General features: G+C 73.9%; 15 protein-coding genes. 5 read left to right on the forward strand and 10 right to left on the reverse strand.

Features of this window, described 5'->3' with window-relative positions:
* Window positions 1-69 precede the first annotated feature (69 nt).
* Window positions 70-801: a FadR/GntR family transcriptional regulator gene (locus tag ACZ7BZ_RS04665; RefSeq protein WP_380452586.1), complete on the reverse strand. Its 732-nt coding sequence runs from the start codon at window positions 799-801 to the stop codon at window positions 70-72.
* 164 nt (window positions 802-965) lie between these two features.
* On the reverse strand, window positions 966-1,283 hold the full coding sequence (locus tag ACZ7BZ_RS04670; RefSeq protein WP_470357083.1) for a hypothetical protein: 318 nt from the start codon (window positions 1,281-1,283) through the stop codon (window positions 966-968).
* 201 nt (window positions 1,284-1,484) lie between these two features.
* On the opposite strand from ACZ7BZ_RS04670, the gene ACZ7BZ_RS04675 reads away from it, so the two are divergent.
* The 5 genes from ACZ7BZ_RS04675 to ACZ7BZ_RS04695 all read left to right on the forward strand — a co-directional run bounded on the left by ACZ7BZ_RS04675 (window position 1,485) and on the right by ACZ7BZ_RS04695 (window position 6,377).
* Window positions 1,485-2,810, forward strand: coding sequence for a sensor histidine kinase (locus ACZ7BZ_RS04675; protein ID WP_470357084.1), 1,326 nt, complete (start codon window positions 1,485-1,487; stop codon window positions 2,808-2,810).
* Window positions 2,801-3,445 (forward strand): response regulator transcription factor, encoded by a 645-nt coding sequence (locus ACZ7BZ_RS04680; RefSeq protein WP_380452592.1) that lies wholly within the window; start codon window positions 2,801-2,803, stop codon window positions 3,443-3,445. Before ACZ7BZ_RS04675 ends, ACZ7BZ_RS04680 begins: the two co-directional genes overlap by 10 nt.
* A 19-nt stretch (window positions 3,446-3,464) precedes the next feature.
* A complete protein-coding gene (locus tag ACZ7BZ_RS04685) occupies window positions 3,465-4,208 on the forward strand; it encodes a DUF4097 family beta strand repeat-containing protein (RefSeq protein ID WP_470357085.1) in 744 nt (247 codons plus the stop codon).
* Between the two features lie 734 nt (window positions 4,209-4,942).
* Window positions 4,943-5,653 carry a class I SAM-dependent methyltransferase gene (locus ACZ7BZ_RS04690; protein ID WP_470357086.1) on the forward strand — a complete coding sequence of 237 codons (711 nt, stop codon included), beginning with the start codon at window positions 4,943-4,945 and terminating at the stop codon, window positions 5,651-5,653.
* A gap of 19 nt (window positions 5,654-5,672) precedes the next feature.
* Window positions 5,673-6,377 (forward strand): hypothetical protein, encoded by a 705-nt coding sequence (locus tag ACZ7BZ_RS04695; protein ID WP_470357087.1) that lies wholly within the window; start codon window positions 5,673-5,675, stop codon window positions 6,375-6,377.
* A gap of 103 nt (window positions 6,378-6,480) precedes the next feature.
* Here the strand turns inward: ACZ7BZ_RS04695 and ACZ7BZ_RS04700 are convergent, their stop codons facing one another.
* The 8 genes from ACZ7BZ_RS04700 to ACZ7BZ_RS04735 all read right to left on the reverse strand — a co-directional run bounded on the left by ACZ7BZ_RS04700 (window position 6,481) and on the right by ACZ7BZ_RS04735 (window position 15,765).
* Entirely contained in the window at window positions 6,481-7,476 is a 996-nt protein-coding gene (locus ACZ7BZ_RS04700; RefSeq protein WP_470357088.1) for a hypothetical protein, read from the reverse strand.
* 16 nt (window positions 7,477-7,492) lie between these two features.
* Window positions 7,493-8,326, reverse strand: a complete 834-nt coding sequence (locus tag ACZ7BZ_RS04705) for an HAD family hydrolase (RefSeq protein WP_470357089.1) — start codon at window positions 8,324-8,326, stop codon at window positions 7,493-7,495.
* A complete protein-coding gene (serS, locus tag ACZ7BZ_RS04710) occupies window positions 8,323-9,597 on the reverse strand; it encodes a serine--tRNA ligase (RefSeq protein WP_380452603.1) in 1,275 nt (424 codons plus the stop codon). Before serS ends, ACZ7BZ_RS04705 begins: the two co-directional genes overlap by 4 nt.
* 564 nt (window positions 9,598-10,161) lie before the next feature.
* Window positions 10,162-11,097, reverse strand: a complete 936-nt coding sequence (gene pheA, locus ACZ7BZ_RS04715; protein ID WP_470357090.1) for a prephenate dehydratase — start codon at window positions 11,095-11,097, stop codon at window positions 10,162-10,164.
* A 115-nt stretch (window positions 11,098-11,212) separates the two neighbouring features.
* Entirely contained in the window at window positions 11,213-12,511 is a 1,299-nt protein-coding gene (efeB, locus tag ACZ7BZ_RS04720) for an iron uptake transporter deferrochelatase/peroxidase subunit (protein ID WP_470357091.1), read from the reverse strand.
* Between the two features lie 5 nt (window positions 12,512-12,516).
* Window positions 12,517-14,577, reverse strand: a complete 2,061-nt coding sequence (locus ACZ7BZ_RS04725; protein WP_470357092.1) for a copper resistance CopC/CopD family protein — start codon at window positions 14,575-14,577, stop codon at window positions 12,517-12,519.
* 13 nt (window positions 14,578-14,590) lie between these two features.
* Window positions 14,591-15,091 (reverse strand): copper chaperone PCu(A)C, encoded by a 501-nt coding sequence (locus ACZ7BZ_RS04730; RefSeq protein ID WP_470357093.1) that lies wholly within the window; start codon window positions 15,089-15,091, stop codon window positions 14,591-14,593.
* Window positions 15,088-15,765 (reverse strand): SCO family protein, encoded by a 678-nt coding sequence (locus tag ACZ7BZ_RS04735; RefSeq protein WP_470357094.1) that lies wholly within the window; start codon window positions 15,763-15,765, stop codon window positions 15,088-15,090. Before ACZ7BZ_RS04735 ends, ACZ7BZ_RS04730 begins: the two co-directional genes overlap by 4 nt.
* Window positions 15,766-15,826 lie beyond the last annotated feature (61 nt).

Genomic DNA, 15,826 nt, shown 5'->3' on the forward strand with positions numbered 1-15,826 from the left:
GGTGGTGCGGGCACGGCGGAGGGAGGCCTCCACCGGCCGCGGGGAGGACGGAAGGGCGCTCGCGCCGTCCTATTTCCGGGCCGCGATGGCCGCGAGCAGCTGCTCGACGGCCGCGGTCGGCTCGGCGAGCAGCGCGCGGCACGCCGTCTCGGCGCGGTCCGGGTCGCCGCTCTCGATCGCGTCGACCAGTGCCTCGTGGGTGGCCACGACCGCCTCGGGCATCTCGTGGTCGCCGAACGCGGAGGTCATCGCCTCGCGCACGGAGGCGCCGAAGTAGCGGTACACCTCGGCCAGGGCCGGGTTGTGCGCGGCCTCGACGACGGCGGTGTGGAACTCCAGGTCGTGCTCGACGGTGGCCTCGCGGCTGGCCCGCTCGGGGTGCCGGGCGAAGACCTCGGCCTCCCGGGCCAGTGCGGCCCGCATCCGCCGGATGTCCTCGGGGGTGTGCCGCAGAGCGGCCAGTCGGGCGCCCTCGGTCTCCAGCGCGGCCCGGACCTCCAGGACGTCCCGGATGCCCGAGCGCTGGACGCCGCGCAGCACCGCCGCCGGGTCGCTGGTGGACCGTACGAACGTGCCCTCGCCCTGCCGGGAGACCAGCATTCCGGCGTGCGCCAGCACCCGGATCGCCTCCCGTACGGTGTTCCGCCCGACCTGCAGCTGTTCGGCCAGCTCGTGCTCGGTGGGGATCTGCGAGCCCACCGGCCAGGCCCCGTCGGCCAGCTGCTCGCGCAGCCGGTCGATCGCGGTGTCCACCAGGGAACGCCGCCCGGCCGCCTGCAGGCCGTTGCCGCCGCTGCTCATGCCGGGCCTCCCTTCGCACACCACTCATCGGTCGTCGGTCATCCTACAACCGCTTGCCCGGTCATCCTACAACTGGGGGTGAACCCGCGGTGGCCGCCACCGCATCGCGGGCGGTCGACCGCGGGGGCACCCCTCGACCCGGGCGGGGCGGGGCCCTGGGCCCGTTACGAGCGGCGCAGGGCCGGGGCGGTCCATGACACCGAGACGCAGATGACGGAGGTGACGGCCCACACCAGGGGGACGGTCCACGGGCTCCACCACATGAGTGCCGGCGAGACGGCCGCGGCCGCCAGCAGCGCGACGGTGACCGGCGGGACGACGTCGCGCCGGTACCGCCTCAGCTGCTCACCGAGGACCTCTTCGACGATCTCGGCGACCCGGTCGTCGATGGTGTCCCCGTGGCGCACGAGGAACTGCTCGATGTCGTCGGTCCCGCCGGCCGGGCAGGGGCGGCCGGCGGCGCTCGGGTGTCGATCGGTCATGTTCCCACGATGTCGCACCGGGCGGCGCCGGGTCGGCAGCGTGAACCCACCGGCCGGACGGGGGGTAAACCCTACCCCCGCTGGTGGGCTCTCCTCGCTGTCGACGGGTGGTCGGGTTGGGTACCGTCCCCTTGTCGAATCGAGGTGCGGACGGTGAACTGGTCGCCGCCCGCACCGCCCACGAGAGCGGGTCCGAAGCAGTTGACCGAGAACATCGTCGGCCGTGCCACCGGCAGAGCCTGGACGGACGCCCGGCCACCCCGCGAGGTGGTGCCGGGCAATCCGCTGCGTGCGCTGGCCTCCCCCGTCCTGTGGTGGGCGTCGATCCACCTGGTACTCGACGGTCTGGTGGCGCTGGCGGGACTGGTCGTACTGGTCGTGATGGTCGCCGCCGTCTGCCTGGCGCCGGCCGGCCTGGTGGGCCTGCCGCTCACGGTGGCGGCCGGGTGGGCGCTGTTCCGGCTGGCCGCCGTCGAGCGCACCCGGTTCGCCGTGACCTGCGGGCTGGAGCTCGACGAGCTGCCGGTGCCGGTCTGTTCGTGGCGGCTGGCCAAGTCGCTGCAGTCGCTCGTCCACAACCTCTGCACCTGGCGGCTGATCGGCTACTTCGTACTGATGCTGCCGGTGGCGGTGGTGACCGTGGTCGGGGTGGCGCTGACCTGGGCCGTGCCGCTGACCATGGTGCTGCTTCCGGCCTACTACCGGGGCCTGCCCGGCGGCCAGGCCCAGCTCGGGCCGTTCGTGGTGGATTCCCTGCCCCGGGCACTGCTGGTCGCGGCGGTGGCGCTGCTGGTCGGCGCGGTCCTTTCCCCGCTGATGGTCAAACTCCTGCTGGCGCTGGACACCGCGCTGGCCGTCGCACTGCTCTCCCGGCCCCGCGGCATGGAACTGGAGCAGCGGGTGACCGAGCTGACGGAAAGTCGAGCCCGGGTGGTGGACGCCGCCGAGGCGGAGCGCAAACGGATCGAGCGGGACCTGCACGACGGTGCCCAGCAACGGCTGGTGGCGATGTCGATCACCCTGGGCCGGGCCAGCTCGCGGTTGAAGAAGTCCGGTGACCACGAGACCAACAAGCTGGTCGAGGACGTCCGGCGGGAAACCCTCAGCACCATCGCCGAGTTGCGCAACCTGGCCCGCGGCCTGCACCCGCCGGTGCTGACCGACCGCGGCCTGGAGGCATCGCTCTCCGCCGTCGCCGCGCTGGCTCCGGTGCCGGTGCGCCTTGACGTCCTGGTGGAGCCGCGCCCCTCGTCCGCCATCGAGGCGGTCGCCTACTTCACGGTGACCGAGGCGCTCACCAATGTGGCCAAACACGCTCATGCGACCCGCGCCTGGGTGGAGATCCGGCGGGAGGGCGCCCGACTGGACGTTACGGTTGGCGATGACGGACGTGGCGGAGCCGACCTCGCGGCCGGCACGGGTCTGACCGGTCTGGCGGACCGGGTGTCCGGGGTGGACGGGCGGTTCCGGATCAGCAGTCCGGTGGGTGGACCGACCGTGATCGAGGTGGAATTGCCGTGCGGGTAGTACTGGCCGAGGACTCCGCGCTGCTGCGCCAGGGCATCGAACTGCTGCTCAGCGAACAGGGGATCGAGGTGGTCGCCGCGGTCCGCGACGGGGAGCAACTCCTGCGCGCGGTGGCCGAACACCGGCCGGACGCCTGTGTGACGGACGTCCGGATGCCGCCCACGTTCCTGGACGAGGGCCTGCGCGCCGCACTGGCGGTACGCGCCCGCTGGCCGGAGACCGGCGTCCTGGTGCTCTCCAACTACGTCGAGGAGCGCTACGCCATCGACCTGGTCAACTCCAATGACAACGGGGTCGGTTACCTGCTCAAGGACCGGGTGTCGGACGCCGAGGAGTTCGTGGACGCGCTGCGCCGGGTCGCCGCGGGCGAGACCGTCCTCGACCCGGAGGTGGTCAAGCAGTTGCTGGCCGGCAGCCGGCAGCGGGATCCGCTGTCCACCCTGACGCCGCGCGAGCGGGAGGTCCTCACGGCCATGGCGGGGGGCCGTTCCAACGCCGGGATCGCGGCCGATCTGGTGATCGGCACGGCGGCGGTGGAGAAGTACATCCGCAGCATCTTCGTGAAGTTCGATCTGCAGCAGGAGGCGGGGGACCACCGCCGCGTGCTCGCCGTGCTGCGCTACCTGGGAGCTTGAGATCAGTACCACACCGAAGATGCGCCGCGGATGCTTCCTCATGGGGCTGGCCGTCCTCGTCGCGGTCGTCGCCGTGGCCAGTTGGGGTGTGGTCGCCCTGCTTCCGGTGCAGCACCGGTACAGCGGCAACTGGCAGCAGGACGCGGCCGGCGCCCGCCAGGTGACGGTCCGGACCGACGGAATCGGCGTGACGCTGGATCAGGACGGCTCCTCGCAGGTCACGGTGGCCATGGACGGCAGCTACACGGGCCGTGTCCCGCAGGTCTCCGTCGCCAGGTCCGGGCCGGACGTCACGGTCACCGCCGGCTGCTCCGGCGACTGCTCGGGGCACCTGCGGATCACGGTGCCGGCCGGCCTGGCCGCGCAGGTGAGCACCGGGGACGCCGGGATCCAGGCGAAGGGCCTGACCGGCCCGCTGGACCTGACCACCGGGCTGGGCGGGGTCGAGGTGGACCAGTCGTCCGGCCCGCTGACCGTGCGGAGCACGTACGGCGCGGTGACCCTCGCCGACAGCAGCGCCCCGAACACCGAGGTGATCACCACCGACGGCGCGGTCAGCGCCTCCTTCACGGCGGCACCCGCCTCCCTGAAGGTCACCACGGGCTACGGCGGGGTCGACCTCAAGGTGCCTCACGACGCCACCTACCACGTCGACGCGCAGAGCTCCTGGTCGTCGCCGAGCGTCTCGCTGCCGAACACCGCCGTGGACGCGCCGCGCAGCGTGGTGGTGAAGACCACGCGCGGCGGCATCACGGTCCACTGAGCACGCCCGTGCCGCGAACGACGGTGGTCGGCACCCCGCGGCACCCCGCGGCCATCCGGCGGAGCGTCCCGGGGATCACTCCGAGCGCGGACCGGCGGTAGCAGCCGCGGCAGCGGGGCGCCGGTCGGGGCGCCGATCAGGTCGAGGGTGATCCGACAGAGCGAGGAGCCACCGCCGGTGCGGGGCGGTTCATCGTCCGGGTGAGCAGCTCGAACGGGCAGCCGAGCTTGCCGAGACCTGACCCGACCGGGCCCGACCCGAACCGACCTGACCTGACCTGACCTGACCTGACCTGGCGGTCGGCGGCGGTGGCTGCCTTCCGGAAGGTGCTTCCCGGCGCCTCGTCGCGCCCGCCATCGCATCCGGAGCCAGCGCCGCCGCGCAGCCGCTGGCCGCCACCTCCCCGGCCGACACCGTCGGCACCGCCACCCCGCCCGACAACGACGGCCGGGACCGACAGGTGGGTTATCCCTACCCCGGTCCGGTGGGCTGGCCACGTGTCCGGCCCGGCCCAACTGCTGTTGGCTGGAAGGCAGATGGTCGGTGCGGGGTCGCGCAGGTGCGCCGCCCCCGCAGCGCCGCCGCGAACCACCGGCGAAGGCCACCGGCCTTCCGGGAACGAGGAGTGGACGGTGCGTCGGCCGTCCTCACCGTGGCCGCCCCCAACGGCGGCAGCCACATCCACTGAGCGGGCACCACCGCCCCACGCCGACGACCAACGTTGGAGAAGAACCATGCGCCAACCCTCCTCACCCCTGCGCGCCCCGTTCGGCAAGGCCGGCGTCTGGGCCCTCGCGGGCGCCTCGGTCGCGGCCGCGGCCACCGCCTGGTGGGTGACCGACTCCGCGCCGTACCCCTACGCGCAGCACCGACTGCTCGACCTGCCACTGCCGTTCCTGTCCTGGGAGCGGCTGGCCGAGCAGCTCCAGCCGCTGCCGGGCGAGCGGATGCTGGAGATCGGTCCCGGCACCGGGCTGCAGTCGCTCCAGGTGGCGCCCCGGCTCGGCGCCGACGGCCGGCTGGACATCGTCGACATCCAGCAGGAGATGCTCGACCACGTGATGCGCCGGGCCGCCGGATCCGGCCTCGACACCATCGTCCCCACCCTGGCCGACGCGCGCGAACTCCCCTTCGACGACGCCACGTTCGACGCCGCCTACCTGGTCACCGCGCTGGGCGAGATCCCGGACGTCCCCGCCGCCCTGAGCGAGCTGCGCCGCGTCCTCAAGCCGACCGGTCGCCTGGTCGTCGGCGAGTTCTTCGACCGCCACCAGATCCGCCCGGCGACCCTGGCCCGGCACGCCAACGCCGTCGGCCTGCACCTCCTCCGGCAGTCCGGACCGGCCCTGTCCTACTTCGCGCTGCTGCGGCCGTGCACCCCGGGCTCCGACGGCCGGCCGCGCGCCGGTGCCGCGGACCGGTGTGCGGCCACCATCGACGCCTGATCGGGACTGGAGGAGCGTCGTGAACTATCCCGGCATCCGGCGCGCGGTCGAGAACGAGTGGGGCCTGCTCCACCGCCGAGCGCGCGCCCGACTGCGGGCCAGGGGCGCCGCCGCACTGACCCTCACCGTGGTCTCCAGCTGCCTGGTGCTGCTGTTCGCCGCGGTCGACCAGTTCCCGAGCGGGGCGGCCCTGGTCTCCCGGATAGGCGTGGTCCGGGCCACCGAGCCGTGGGACGTCGCGCTGCTGCGCTTCCCGGTATCGATATTCGTGCCGGCCCTGGGCCTGCCGGTCTGGGGGGCGCTGGCCCAGGTGTTCGTGGTCTTCGCGATCGCCGAGCTGACCCTCGGCCCGTGGCGCACGGTCGCCGTCGGGTACACCTGCTCGCTGGTGGGCACCTGCTACGCGCGCTTCGGGGTGTCCCGGCCGCCCGGCCACCTGCTCCATCTGCCCGCCGTGTTCGCCCAGGTCCGGGACACCGGGCCGTCGGCGGCCGTCGTCGGTCTGGGCCTGCTGGTCGCCTGGCGGTTCGGGGCGCGCTGGACCGCGCTGGGCGTGGTGCTGGTGACGGCCGCGATCACGGCGGTGGACCCGGAGTTGGCGGGTTACGAACACATGGCCGCGCTGGTGACCGCCGCCTTGCTGCTGCTCGCGGACGGAGTCGCCCGCAGGCTGGCCGCCCGCGGTGCGCACGACTCCGCCGTGGTGGCACCCCGGCTGCGGTGAGCTGACCGGTGACCTGACCGGCGACGCTCACGCCCGGCCGGCCGGCTCGCGACCGCGCAGGCACAAGTCGACCGGCTCCGCCCGACCAGCTCCGCTCGACCGGTCAGTCCCGCTGGTCCGGCTCCCGCAGCGCCAGGAGCTCGACCGGCCCGTGGGCCTCGCCCGGTGGCCGTCCGGTCAGCTCGGCCAGCGCCTCGCCGGGCGTGAGGCCGAGGTCGTGGGCGGTGTGCAGCCGGGCCAGCCACTCACGGGCCGTCCGGTACCGCTCCGGGTGGTCGAGCACCGCCAGGTCGAGCGGTTCGAAGCTCGCCGCGTGCTCGCTGTCGCAGGCCCACAGGTACCCGAGCGGCCCGTGCCCGTCGGAGACCGGCAGGTAGCGCACCGGGGTCGCGGTGGTGCGCCGGTAGCCGATCCGACCGTGGCCGGGCGCGTGGACGAACTCCCGGTACCGGCCCGCCAGTTCGAAGCGGGACCAGGTGTCGGACGGGCTGCCGTCCGGTTCCTGGCGAGGGAGCACGCCGGTCGCGGTGGGGGTGCCGAAGGAGGTCGGCTCCTCGGGGGCGGTCTCCCGGCCGAGCGCCTCGGCCAGTCCGGCCAGCACGGCCGCCAGCCGGGGCGCGTTCGCCGCGTGCACGCCGGGCTGCGCCCGGCCCCTCAGGTCGAAGGGCAGCCAGGCGTCGGAGTACGTCACCAGCTCCACCCGGGCGGAGCGGCTGTCCGCGCCGGCGGACAGCCGGAACAGCCCCGCCGCGGGCGCGGCCCCGTCGAGCCGGCCGGGCCCGCCGTCGAGCAGCCCCGGCACGGTGCACCAGGCGTCCGCCGAGCCGTACGGGCCGGGCGGCAACTGCCTGGTGAGGGCGCCCCGGTACAGCTGGGCGTTCGGCCTGCCGGTGTCGCCGAGGGTGAGCCGGACGTCGGGCTCGCCGACCGCGAGCCGCTGCCCGGCCAGCACCGTCCAGCCGGTCCGCAGGTCCCGCAGACAGCGGGCGAGCAGGTCGGAGTCGAGCGGGTCGGAGTCGAGCGGGTCGGGGGCGAGCGGGTCGGGGGCGTCGACGGCCCCGCTCCACGTCCACCGGGCCACCGGCGTGCTGGCGATCACCGCGGGCCCCCGATGCTCAGCGTTCCGGGTAGAGGCGTTCCAGGACGACGGCGACGCCGTCCTCGTCATTGCCCGTGGTGACCTCGTCGGCGACGGCGAGCAACTCCTCGTGGGCGTTGGCCATGGCCACGCCGTGCGCGGCCCAGCCGAACATCGGCACGTCGTTGGGCATGTCGCCGAAGGCGATGGTGTCGGCGGCGCGCACGCCCAGCCGGCGGGCCGCGACGGCCAGGCCGGTGGCCTTGGACAGGCCCAGCGGCAGCAGCTCGACCACGCCCGCGCCGGCCATCACCACACCGACCAGGTCGCCGGCGGCGCGCCGGGCGGCCTCGGCGAGGGCGTCGTCGGTCAGGCCGGGGTGCTGGATGTAGAGCTTGCTGACCGGGGAGGCGAGCAGTTCGCCGCGCTCGACCCGGACGACCGGGAGGTCGGAGCCGATCAGCAGCTCGTAGCCGGGGCCGGCCAGCACCTGGCCGTCCAGGCCGTCCTGGTTGGCGGCGATGGCCAGCGGGCCGGTCTCGGCCTCGATCTTCTCCAGGGCGACGGCGGCGAGCCGGCGGTCCAGGGTGAGCGAGGTGAGCAGCTTGTGCGCGCCGGCGTCGTAGACCTGGGCGCCCTGGCCGCAGACCGCTATCCCGGTGTAGCCGATCTCGTCGAAGACCGGGCGGGCCCAGACGGCCGAGCGGCCGGTCACGACGATGTGCAGCGCGCCCGCGCCGGTGGCCGCGGCCAGGGCGGCGCGGGTGCGCTCCGAGACGGCCTCCGCGCTGGTCAGCAGCGTGCCGTCGAGGTCGGTGGCGACCAGCCGGTAGGGCAGGTCGCCACCGATCGGGTGTGCGGTCGAGGTCACTTGACCGGCTCGAGGACGGTCCGCCCGCCGAGGTACGGACGCAGCGCCTCGGGCAGGACGACCGAGCCGTCGGCCTGCTGGTGGTTCTCCAGGATCGCCACGATGGTGCGCGGGACGGCGACCAGGGTGCCGTTCAGGGTGGCGAGCGGGCGGGTCTTGCCCTCCTCACGCATCCGGATCGACAGCCGGCGGGCCTGGTACTCGGTGGTGTTGGAGGTCGAAGTGACCTCGCGGTACTTGCCCTGGGTCGGGATCCAGGCCTCGATGTCGAACTTGCGCACGGCCGAGGAGCCGAGGTCACCGGAGGCGACGTCGATCACCCGGTACGGCAGCTCCAGCGCGTTGAGGAAGTCCTTCTCCCACTGGAGCAGGCGGCGGTGCTCGTTCTCCGCGTCCTCGGGCGTGGTGAAGACGAACATCTCCACCTTCTCGAACTGGTGGACGCGGATGATGCCGCGGGTGTCCTTGCCGTAGGTGCCCGCCTCACGGCGGAAGCAGGACGAGTAGCCGGCGTAGCGCAGCGGCAGCTTGTCGGCCTCGATGATCTCGTCCATGTGGTACGCCGCCAGCGGGACCTCGCTGGTGCCGACCAGGTACTTGTCCTCCTCGGGGAGGTGGTACACGTTCTCGGCGGCCTGGCCGAGGAAACCGGTGCCGTCCATGGCGGCCGGGCGGACCAGGGCCGGGGTGATCATCGGGATGAAGCCGGCCGCGGTGGCCTGGGCGATCGCCATGTTGACCAGGGCGAGCTCCAGCAGCGCGCCGGGACCGGTCAGGTAGTAGGAGCGGGCACCGGCGACCTTGGCGCCGCGCTCGGTGTCGATCGCGCCCAGCAGCTGGCCGAGTTCGACGTGGTCGCGGGGCTCGAAGCCCTCGGCGGCGAAGTCGCGCGGGGTGCCGATCTCCTCCAGGGTGACGAAGTCCTCCTCGCCGCCGACCGGGGCGGCCGGGTCGATGAGGTTCGCCAGGGAGCGGAGCAGGCGGTCCGCCTCCTCCTTGGCCGCGCTCTGCTCGGCGTCCGCGGCCTTGACCTCGGCGGCCAGTTCCTTGGTGCGCTGCAGCAGGGCGGTCTTCTCCTCGCCCTTGGCCTGGGCGACCTGCTTGCCGAGCACCCGCTGCTCGTTGCGCAGTTCGTCGAAGCGGCTGCCCGAGGACCGGCGTCGCTCGTCGGCGGAGAGGAGGGCGTCGACGATGTCGACGTCCTCGCCACGGACGCGCTGCGAGGCGCGCACTCGGTCAGGGTCCTCACGGAGCAGGCGAAGGTCAATCACAGGCCCAAGCGTACCGGGCGGGCGTTCCTCCACCGGTACCGGTTTTCCCCTGGGGATAACCCACCGGATCCTGTGGATAACTCCTGTGGGCAACGCGCGGGGTCCGGGTCGGGGCCGGGTTATCCACAGGTCTGGCCCGGGCCCTGTGGATGAGAGCGGACGATCGGCGTCCGCCGATCGAAACCAGGGAATTGTGCTTTCAAACCTCAATGAACCTTCTCGGGTGAGGGAATTGAAGCACTCGCACGGGTGATTTGCAGGCAACCAGGTGACTCTGGTCGGATAAGTCATCTCTGCGACGCAAACCGATGGTCCGACCAGTTCTGGGCAATGGCTATACCGGTTTGTCGACTCATCCCCAGGCCTGTGGATAACTTTCGGCTGTGGACAGTGCGAAGGCCTGTGGACAGCGGCCCCCGGAGCCGGACGTTCCTGTGGATGACGGTACGGTCACCCGCCGCACTTGATCGGCCCGGTCGATAACGGTCGATAGCAGTCGGAAAAGGCCGGAAAGACGCGAGATGGCGCTCAGGCGTCGTGGATCATGCGCGGACCAGGCCGGGATCAGATCTCCCCGCGCCCGTCGAGCGCGCGGGAGAACCAGTCCGCCGCCGCGGCGAAGTCCTCGTCCGAGGTCCCCGGCCGGCGGTGCTTGGAGGCCTGCCGGTCCGCGCGCGGATAGGAGCCGAGGAACCGCACCTGCGGACTGATCCGCTTGAGCCCCATCATCGCCTCGGCCACCCGCCGCTCGGACAGGTGCCCCTCGCAGTCGATCAGGAAGCAGTAGCTGCCCAGCCCCTCGCCGGTCGGCCGGGACTCGATCCGCATCAGGTTGACCCCGCGCACCGCGAACTCCTGCAGCAGCTCCAGCAGCGCACCCGGGTGGTCGTCCGGCAGCCGGACCACCATCGAGGTCTTGTCCGCCCCGGTCGGCGAGGAGACCCGCCCCGGGCGGCCGACCAGTACGAACCGGGTGGTCGCGCTCTGGGCGTCCGCGATCTCCTTGACCAGCGGGTCCAGCCCGTAGATCGGCGCCGCGAACTCGCCCGCGAACGCCCCGTCGTACCGGCCCTCGGCGACCAGCCGGGCCCCGTCCGCGTTGGAGGCGGCCGACTCCCAGACGGCGTCCGGCAGGTTGGCCGCCAGCCACTTGCGCACCTGCGGCTGGGCCACCGGGTGGCTGGTCACCGTCTTCACCCCGGACAGCTCGGTGCCCGGCCGCACCAGCAGCGCGAAGGTGATCGGCAGCAGCACCTCACGGTAGATCATCAGCGGTGCGCCGGAGGCCAGTTCGTCGTTGGTCGCGGTGACGGCGCCCTCCACCGAGTTCTCGATCGGCACGAACGCCCCGGCGGCCTCCCCGCCGCGCACCGCCTCCAGCGCCAGCGCCACCGAGGACAGCGGCACCAGCTCCCGGGTCGCCGCCTCGGGCAGGGTGTGCAACGCCGCCTCGGTGAAGGTGCCGGCCGGACCGAGGTAGGTGTAGCGGGTGGCCGACATGACGCCTCCGTGAGTGAACGGGAGTGGTACCGGGGCAGGGTGGTGCCGAAGCAGCCACCATAACGATTCCGCGGCCCCGGCCGGAAAGCGTTTCGCGGGCCGGGACCGCTGCCCCCTACCCCTCCAGCAGCTGCTGCCCGAGGTACCCTCCGGCCGGCACCCCCGGCGGGACGGCGTACAGCCCGCTCGCCTCGTGCCGCAGGAAGCGGGACAGCCCGTCGCCCCGGGAGAGCTTGCGCTGCACCGGGGTGAAGCCCTTGCGGGGGTCGGCCTGGAAGGCGAGGAAGAGCAGCCCGGCGTCCGGCGAGCCGTCCGGCAGCGCCCCGTCGTGGTACGAGAAGCCGCGCCGCAGCATCGCCGCCCCGCCGTTGCCCGCCGGGGCGGCGACCCGGACGTGGGCGTCGGAGGGGATGGCCAGCGCCCCGTCCGGGCCCTGGGCGGCGAGGTCCACCGGGGTGCCCTCGCCCGAGCCGGCCGGCGCGCTCAGCGGCGAACCGTCCGCCTTGCGCCGCCCGATCACCCGCTCCTGGCGCTCCACCGGCAGCTCCTCCCAGTGGTCCAGCAGCATCCGGATCCGCCGGAAGACCAGGTACGAGCCCCCGGCCAGCCAGGCCGGCTGGTCCCCGCCGGCGGTGCAGAACACCTTGGCGGCGAAGCCGTCCTCGCCGGGCTTGGGGTTGTTGGTGCCGTCGATCTGGCCCATCAGGTTGCGCCCGGTGATCGGCCGGGCGGTGGCGCCCGGGGTCCGGGCGAAGCCGGCCGACTGCCAGCGCAGTGTCGCGGTGCCGGCCGCCAGCTTCTGCAGGGTGCGCAGGGCGTGCACCGTCACCAGCGCGTCGTCGGCGCCGAGCTGGACGAACAGGTCGCCGTCGCCGCGCGTCGGATCCAGTGCCTCGCCGGGGAAGGCGGGCAGCGGTTCGAGGGCGGCCGGGCGGCGGTCGGCCAGCCCGGTCTTGTCGAACAGCGCGGCGCCGAGGCCGAGGGTGAGGGTGAGCGAGCAGGGTCCGGCGTCCAGGGCGACCTGGTTGTCGAACTCCTCGGCCGGCTCCCCGGCGGTCAGCCGGTCGACGGCTTTGGTCCAGCGTTGCAGCAGGCTGCGCAGTCCGTCCCGGCCGGCGCCGTCGACCAGGTCGAAGGCGGCCAGCTGGACCCGGGCCTGCTGGGGTTCGAGGATGCCGGCCTGGTGCTCGCCGCGGAACGGCACCCGGCCCGCGCCGAGGTCGCCGCCCGGCGCCCCGGGGCCGGCGCCCGGCCGGCGGTCGTAGGCGACCGCCCCGGCCACCCCGGCCCCGGCGCCGACCAGCAGTCCGGCGCCGGCCGTGCCGAGCAGCGCCCGCCGGGTGAAGCCCGCCGGGGCCGCCCCCTGCTGTGCCGCCGCTTCCTGATCCACCGCGTTCTGTTCCACCGCGTCCACCGCGCTCACCCGACCTTGAACTGCTGGGTCGGGGTGGTCTGGTCGATGTCGGAGGAGCGGATCTGCACCGAGACCACCCAGGTGCCGCCCAGCGGCAGCTGCGCGGTGCCGCTCCAGCGGCCGGTGCCCTCGGGGGCGAGCGCGACGGGCAGCGGGCCGAGGTCGCGGTCCGGCAGGGTGAAGGCGAGCTGCACCTCGGGGACGTCCACCGGCTTGCCGTCCGCGCCGTCCAGCGCGAGCTTGACCTCGTTCGGGCCGGTCCGGGCCGGGTTGAGGGTGACGGTCGCGGTGCCCTTGGCGTTCGGCGTCCGGCCCTTGGTGTCGTACGGCAGCTTGAGCTCCACCGTGCGGCCCGGCTCGGTCTGCGGGGCGGCGGCGGTGCCGCCCGCCACCGGGGCGGTGTTCCCGGCCGCCTTGACCTCGCCCGCCACCCGCCCGGGCGGGGAGTTGGTGAGCATCGTGGTGACCACCAGCACCGCCACCGCGACCAGCGTCTCGACCAGCACCGAGCGGCGCAGCCCGGCCCGGGTCGGGGTGAGCCCGCGCTCGCGCCCGGCGCTCGCCGCGGCGGCCCGCTGGCGCTCCAGCTGGGCCCGTCGGACCGGGTCCTCGCCGTGCGCCGCGGCGCCCACCGGCTCGGGCACCTCGGCCCGCTCGACCTCCGCCGCCTCGGCCGGGGCCGAGCGCAGCCGGGCCAGCCAGCTGCGGGAGATCCAGGCGACGCCCAGCATCACGACCACGCACCCGCTCTTCACCAGCAGCAGCTTCCCGTACTCGGTGCCGGTCAGCGCGCTCCAGCTGCCCAGGCCCCGCCAGGACTGGTAGATGCCGGTGCCGGCCAGCACGGCCACCGAACCGAAGGCGATCTTCGAGAAGCGGTCCACCACCTCGGCGCCGACGCCCTCGCGCAGGGCGACCAGCAGCGAGGCCAGGCCGCCCAGCCAGAGCGCCATCGCGATCAGGTGCAGGACGCCGAACGGGAGCGCCAGCCAGACCTGGAGGCCCACCGAGGCGTGGTCGGCGCCGACCCAGGTGGCCGAGAGCGCGACGACCAGCAGCAGTCCGGCCACGCCGAGGCCGAGCCGGGTCTCGCGCTGCGGGCGCTCGGCGGCCCGTTGCTCCAGCGCGCGCAGCTCGGCGGCCTCGCGGGACTCCGCGTCCTCGGTGGACTCGGTGTCCTCGGTGGACTCGTCCCGGCCCTGCTCCTCGGCGGCCGGCGCGGCCACCGGCTGCCCCAGCTGCCCGACCAGCAGTGACAGGAAGATCCCGGCCGCGGCGAGCAGCAGCAGTCGGGCGGCCAGCGCGGTGCCGATCCGCTCGTCCAGGGTGGCGCGCACCAGCGACAGGTCGAGGGCCTGCCCGATGCCCGAGCCGCGCTCGTACGGGCCGCGCAGCATCAGCACCGCGACGGTGGAGGCCAGCAGCGCCGTCCAGCCGGTCATCAGCAGCCGCTGCACCGGTCGCCGGGCGGCGCCGGCCGGCCAGCAGACCAGCACGAAGGCGGCGACCCCGGCGAGCAGCGCGAACGCCGCGTAGGCGACGGTGCGCCCGGTGCCGTACAGGGCGGCGACCAGGCCGTCGGCCTTGGCTCCCTGCAGCGCGGTGGTGGACACCGAGGTGTCCGAGGGGGCGCCGATGGAGAAGGTGAACGCCCCGCCGACCGGGTGCGAGTCCTCCGAGACGGCCCGCCACGCGACGGTGTACGTGCCGTTGGCGAGTCCGCTGTTCAGGCCGACCCGGGCGGTGTCGCCCTTGCCGTCGGCGTGCGCCGGGTTGCCGGTGTCCACGGCCTTGCCGGCCGGGTCGAGCACCCGGACGGAGTCCCCGGACAGCGAGACGCTCTCGCTGAAGGTCAGGGTCACCGCCGCCGGGGCGGTGGCGACCACCGAGTTCTTCGCCGGGTCGGTGGCGTCCAGGGTGGCGTGCGCGGAAGCCGGCGCGGCACCGGCGAGCATCAGCGCGAGCAGCGCGCCGAGCGTCCCCAGCGCCGCGGCGATCCGCCGGGGGAGGGTACGGGCGCGGGCGGTCCGGCGGCGGACCGTCCGGGGGTGGGCGGCCTTCTCCATGCTGGCGGGTCCCCTAACTCTGGCCTGGGCGGTAGGTGAGCTCCTTGACCGGCACCTTGACGGTGATGGTGCCGGACTTGGCGAAGGTCAGGTCGAGCTCGAGCTCGTCGCCCAGGGCAGGGGCCTTCTGCCAGTCCATGATCATCAGATGGGTGCCGCCCCGGGCGAGCTGCAGCGCGCCGTGCGCGGGCACGTCCAGGCTGCTCACCTGCTCCATGGTCGAGGCGGTCGAGCGGTGCATGGTGACCGACCCGGCCTCCGGGCTGGTCACCTTGAGCAGCTGGTCCGGCCCGCCGTCGTTGCGCACGGTCAGGTAGCCGGCGCCCATCCCGCCGGCCGGGGGCAGCGGGATGTAGGGGTCGGCCACGGTCAGCTTCGCCGGCCCGGCCTCGGCCCGGCCGCCGCTCTGGTCGCCCGTCCCGCAGGCGGCGAGTACCGCCCCGCCGCCGAGGACCGTCGCCAGCACCGCCCCGGCCAGCGCCGAGCGGCGGAACCGCCGGTTCGCCGGGATCACGCCGCGACCCCCTTGGCGAGCAGCGGCAGGTCGTGCTCGTAGGTCTTCTCCTCGGTGCCGCTCATGTAGAGCACGTGCGCCTTGTCGTCCGAGGGGAGGAAGGCCAGCACCTGGGCGCCGTGGGTGGAGGTGACGGTGCCGTCCGCGTTGACCACCGGGTCCTCGATCATGATGCCCAGCGACCTGGCGGCGGTCTTCACCTTCCCCAGGTCACCGGTGAGGCCTATGAAGTCGGTGCCCATCGAGTCCAGCCAGGTGCGCAGCACCTTGGGGGTGTCGCGCTGGGGGTCGGTGGAGACGAAGACGACGTTGACCTTCTTCCGGTCCTCCGCGGAGAGCGCCTTCATCGCCACGCCGATGTCGCCCATCGTGGTCGGGCAGACGTCCGGGCAGCTGGTGTAGCCGAAGAACAGCAGGGTGGCCTTGCCGTTGGTCTGCTGCCGCAGGTCGTACGGCTGGCCGGAGGTGTCGGTCAGCTGGAGGTCGGGCTTCTCGAAGTTCTTGGCCAGCTTGGTGCCCTGGTACGGGGTGTCGTCCTTCTGCTGGGTCACCTTGGCGGCGGTCGAGCCGCCGCCGGAGGAGCCGCAGGCGGACAGGGTCAGCGCGGCGGCCAGGGCGAGCGCGGCGGCGCCGGCCAGCCGGGTGGAGCGGGACGTGCGGGTGGTGCGGTGCATGGTGGATCCGATCAGGCGCGGTGGACCGCCGGCGGGGCCGTACCCGGTACGGGTGCGGGGT

This window comes from Kitasatospora sp. NPDC036934, assembly GCF_055608425.1.

Excerpts from the sequence above, each read along its gene's own strand:
- ACZ7BZ_RS04685 (WP_470357085.1), top strand. The coding sequence starts at position 3,465 with ATGCGCCGCGGATGCTTCCTCATGGGGCTGGCCGTCCTCGTCGCGGTC.
- pheA (WP_470357090.1), bottom strand. The coding sequence starts at position 11,097 with ATGTCGGCCACCCGCTACACCTACCTCGGTCCGGCCGGCACCTTCACC.
- ACZ7BZ_RS04690 (WP_470357086.1), top strand. The coding sequence starts at position 4,943 with ATGCGCCAACCCTCCTCACCCCTGCGCGCCCCGTTCGGCAAGGCCGGC.
- ACZ7BZ_RS04665 (WP_380452586.1), bottom strand. The coding sequence starts at position 801 with ATGAGCAGCGGCGGCAACGGCCTGCAGGCGGCCGGGCGGCGTTCCCTG.
- ACZ7BZ_RS04670 (WP_470357083.1), bottom strand. The coding sequence starts at position 1,283 with ATGACCGATCGACACCCGAGCGCCGCCGGCCGCCCCTGCCCGGCCGGC.
- ACZ7BZ_RS04735 (WP_470357094.1), bottom strand. The coding sequence starts at position 15,765 with ATGCACCGCACCACCCGCACGTCCCGCTCCACCCGGCTGGCCGGCGCC.
- ACZ7BZ_RS04725 (WP_470357092.1), bottom strand. The coding sequence starts at position 14,577 with ATGGAGAAGGCCGCCCACCCCCGGACGGTCCGCCGCCGGACCGCCCGC.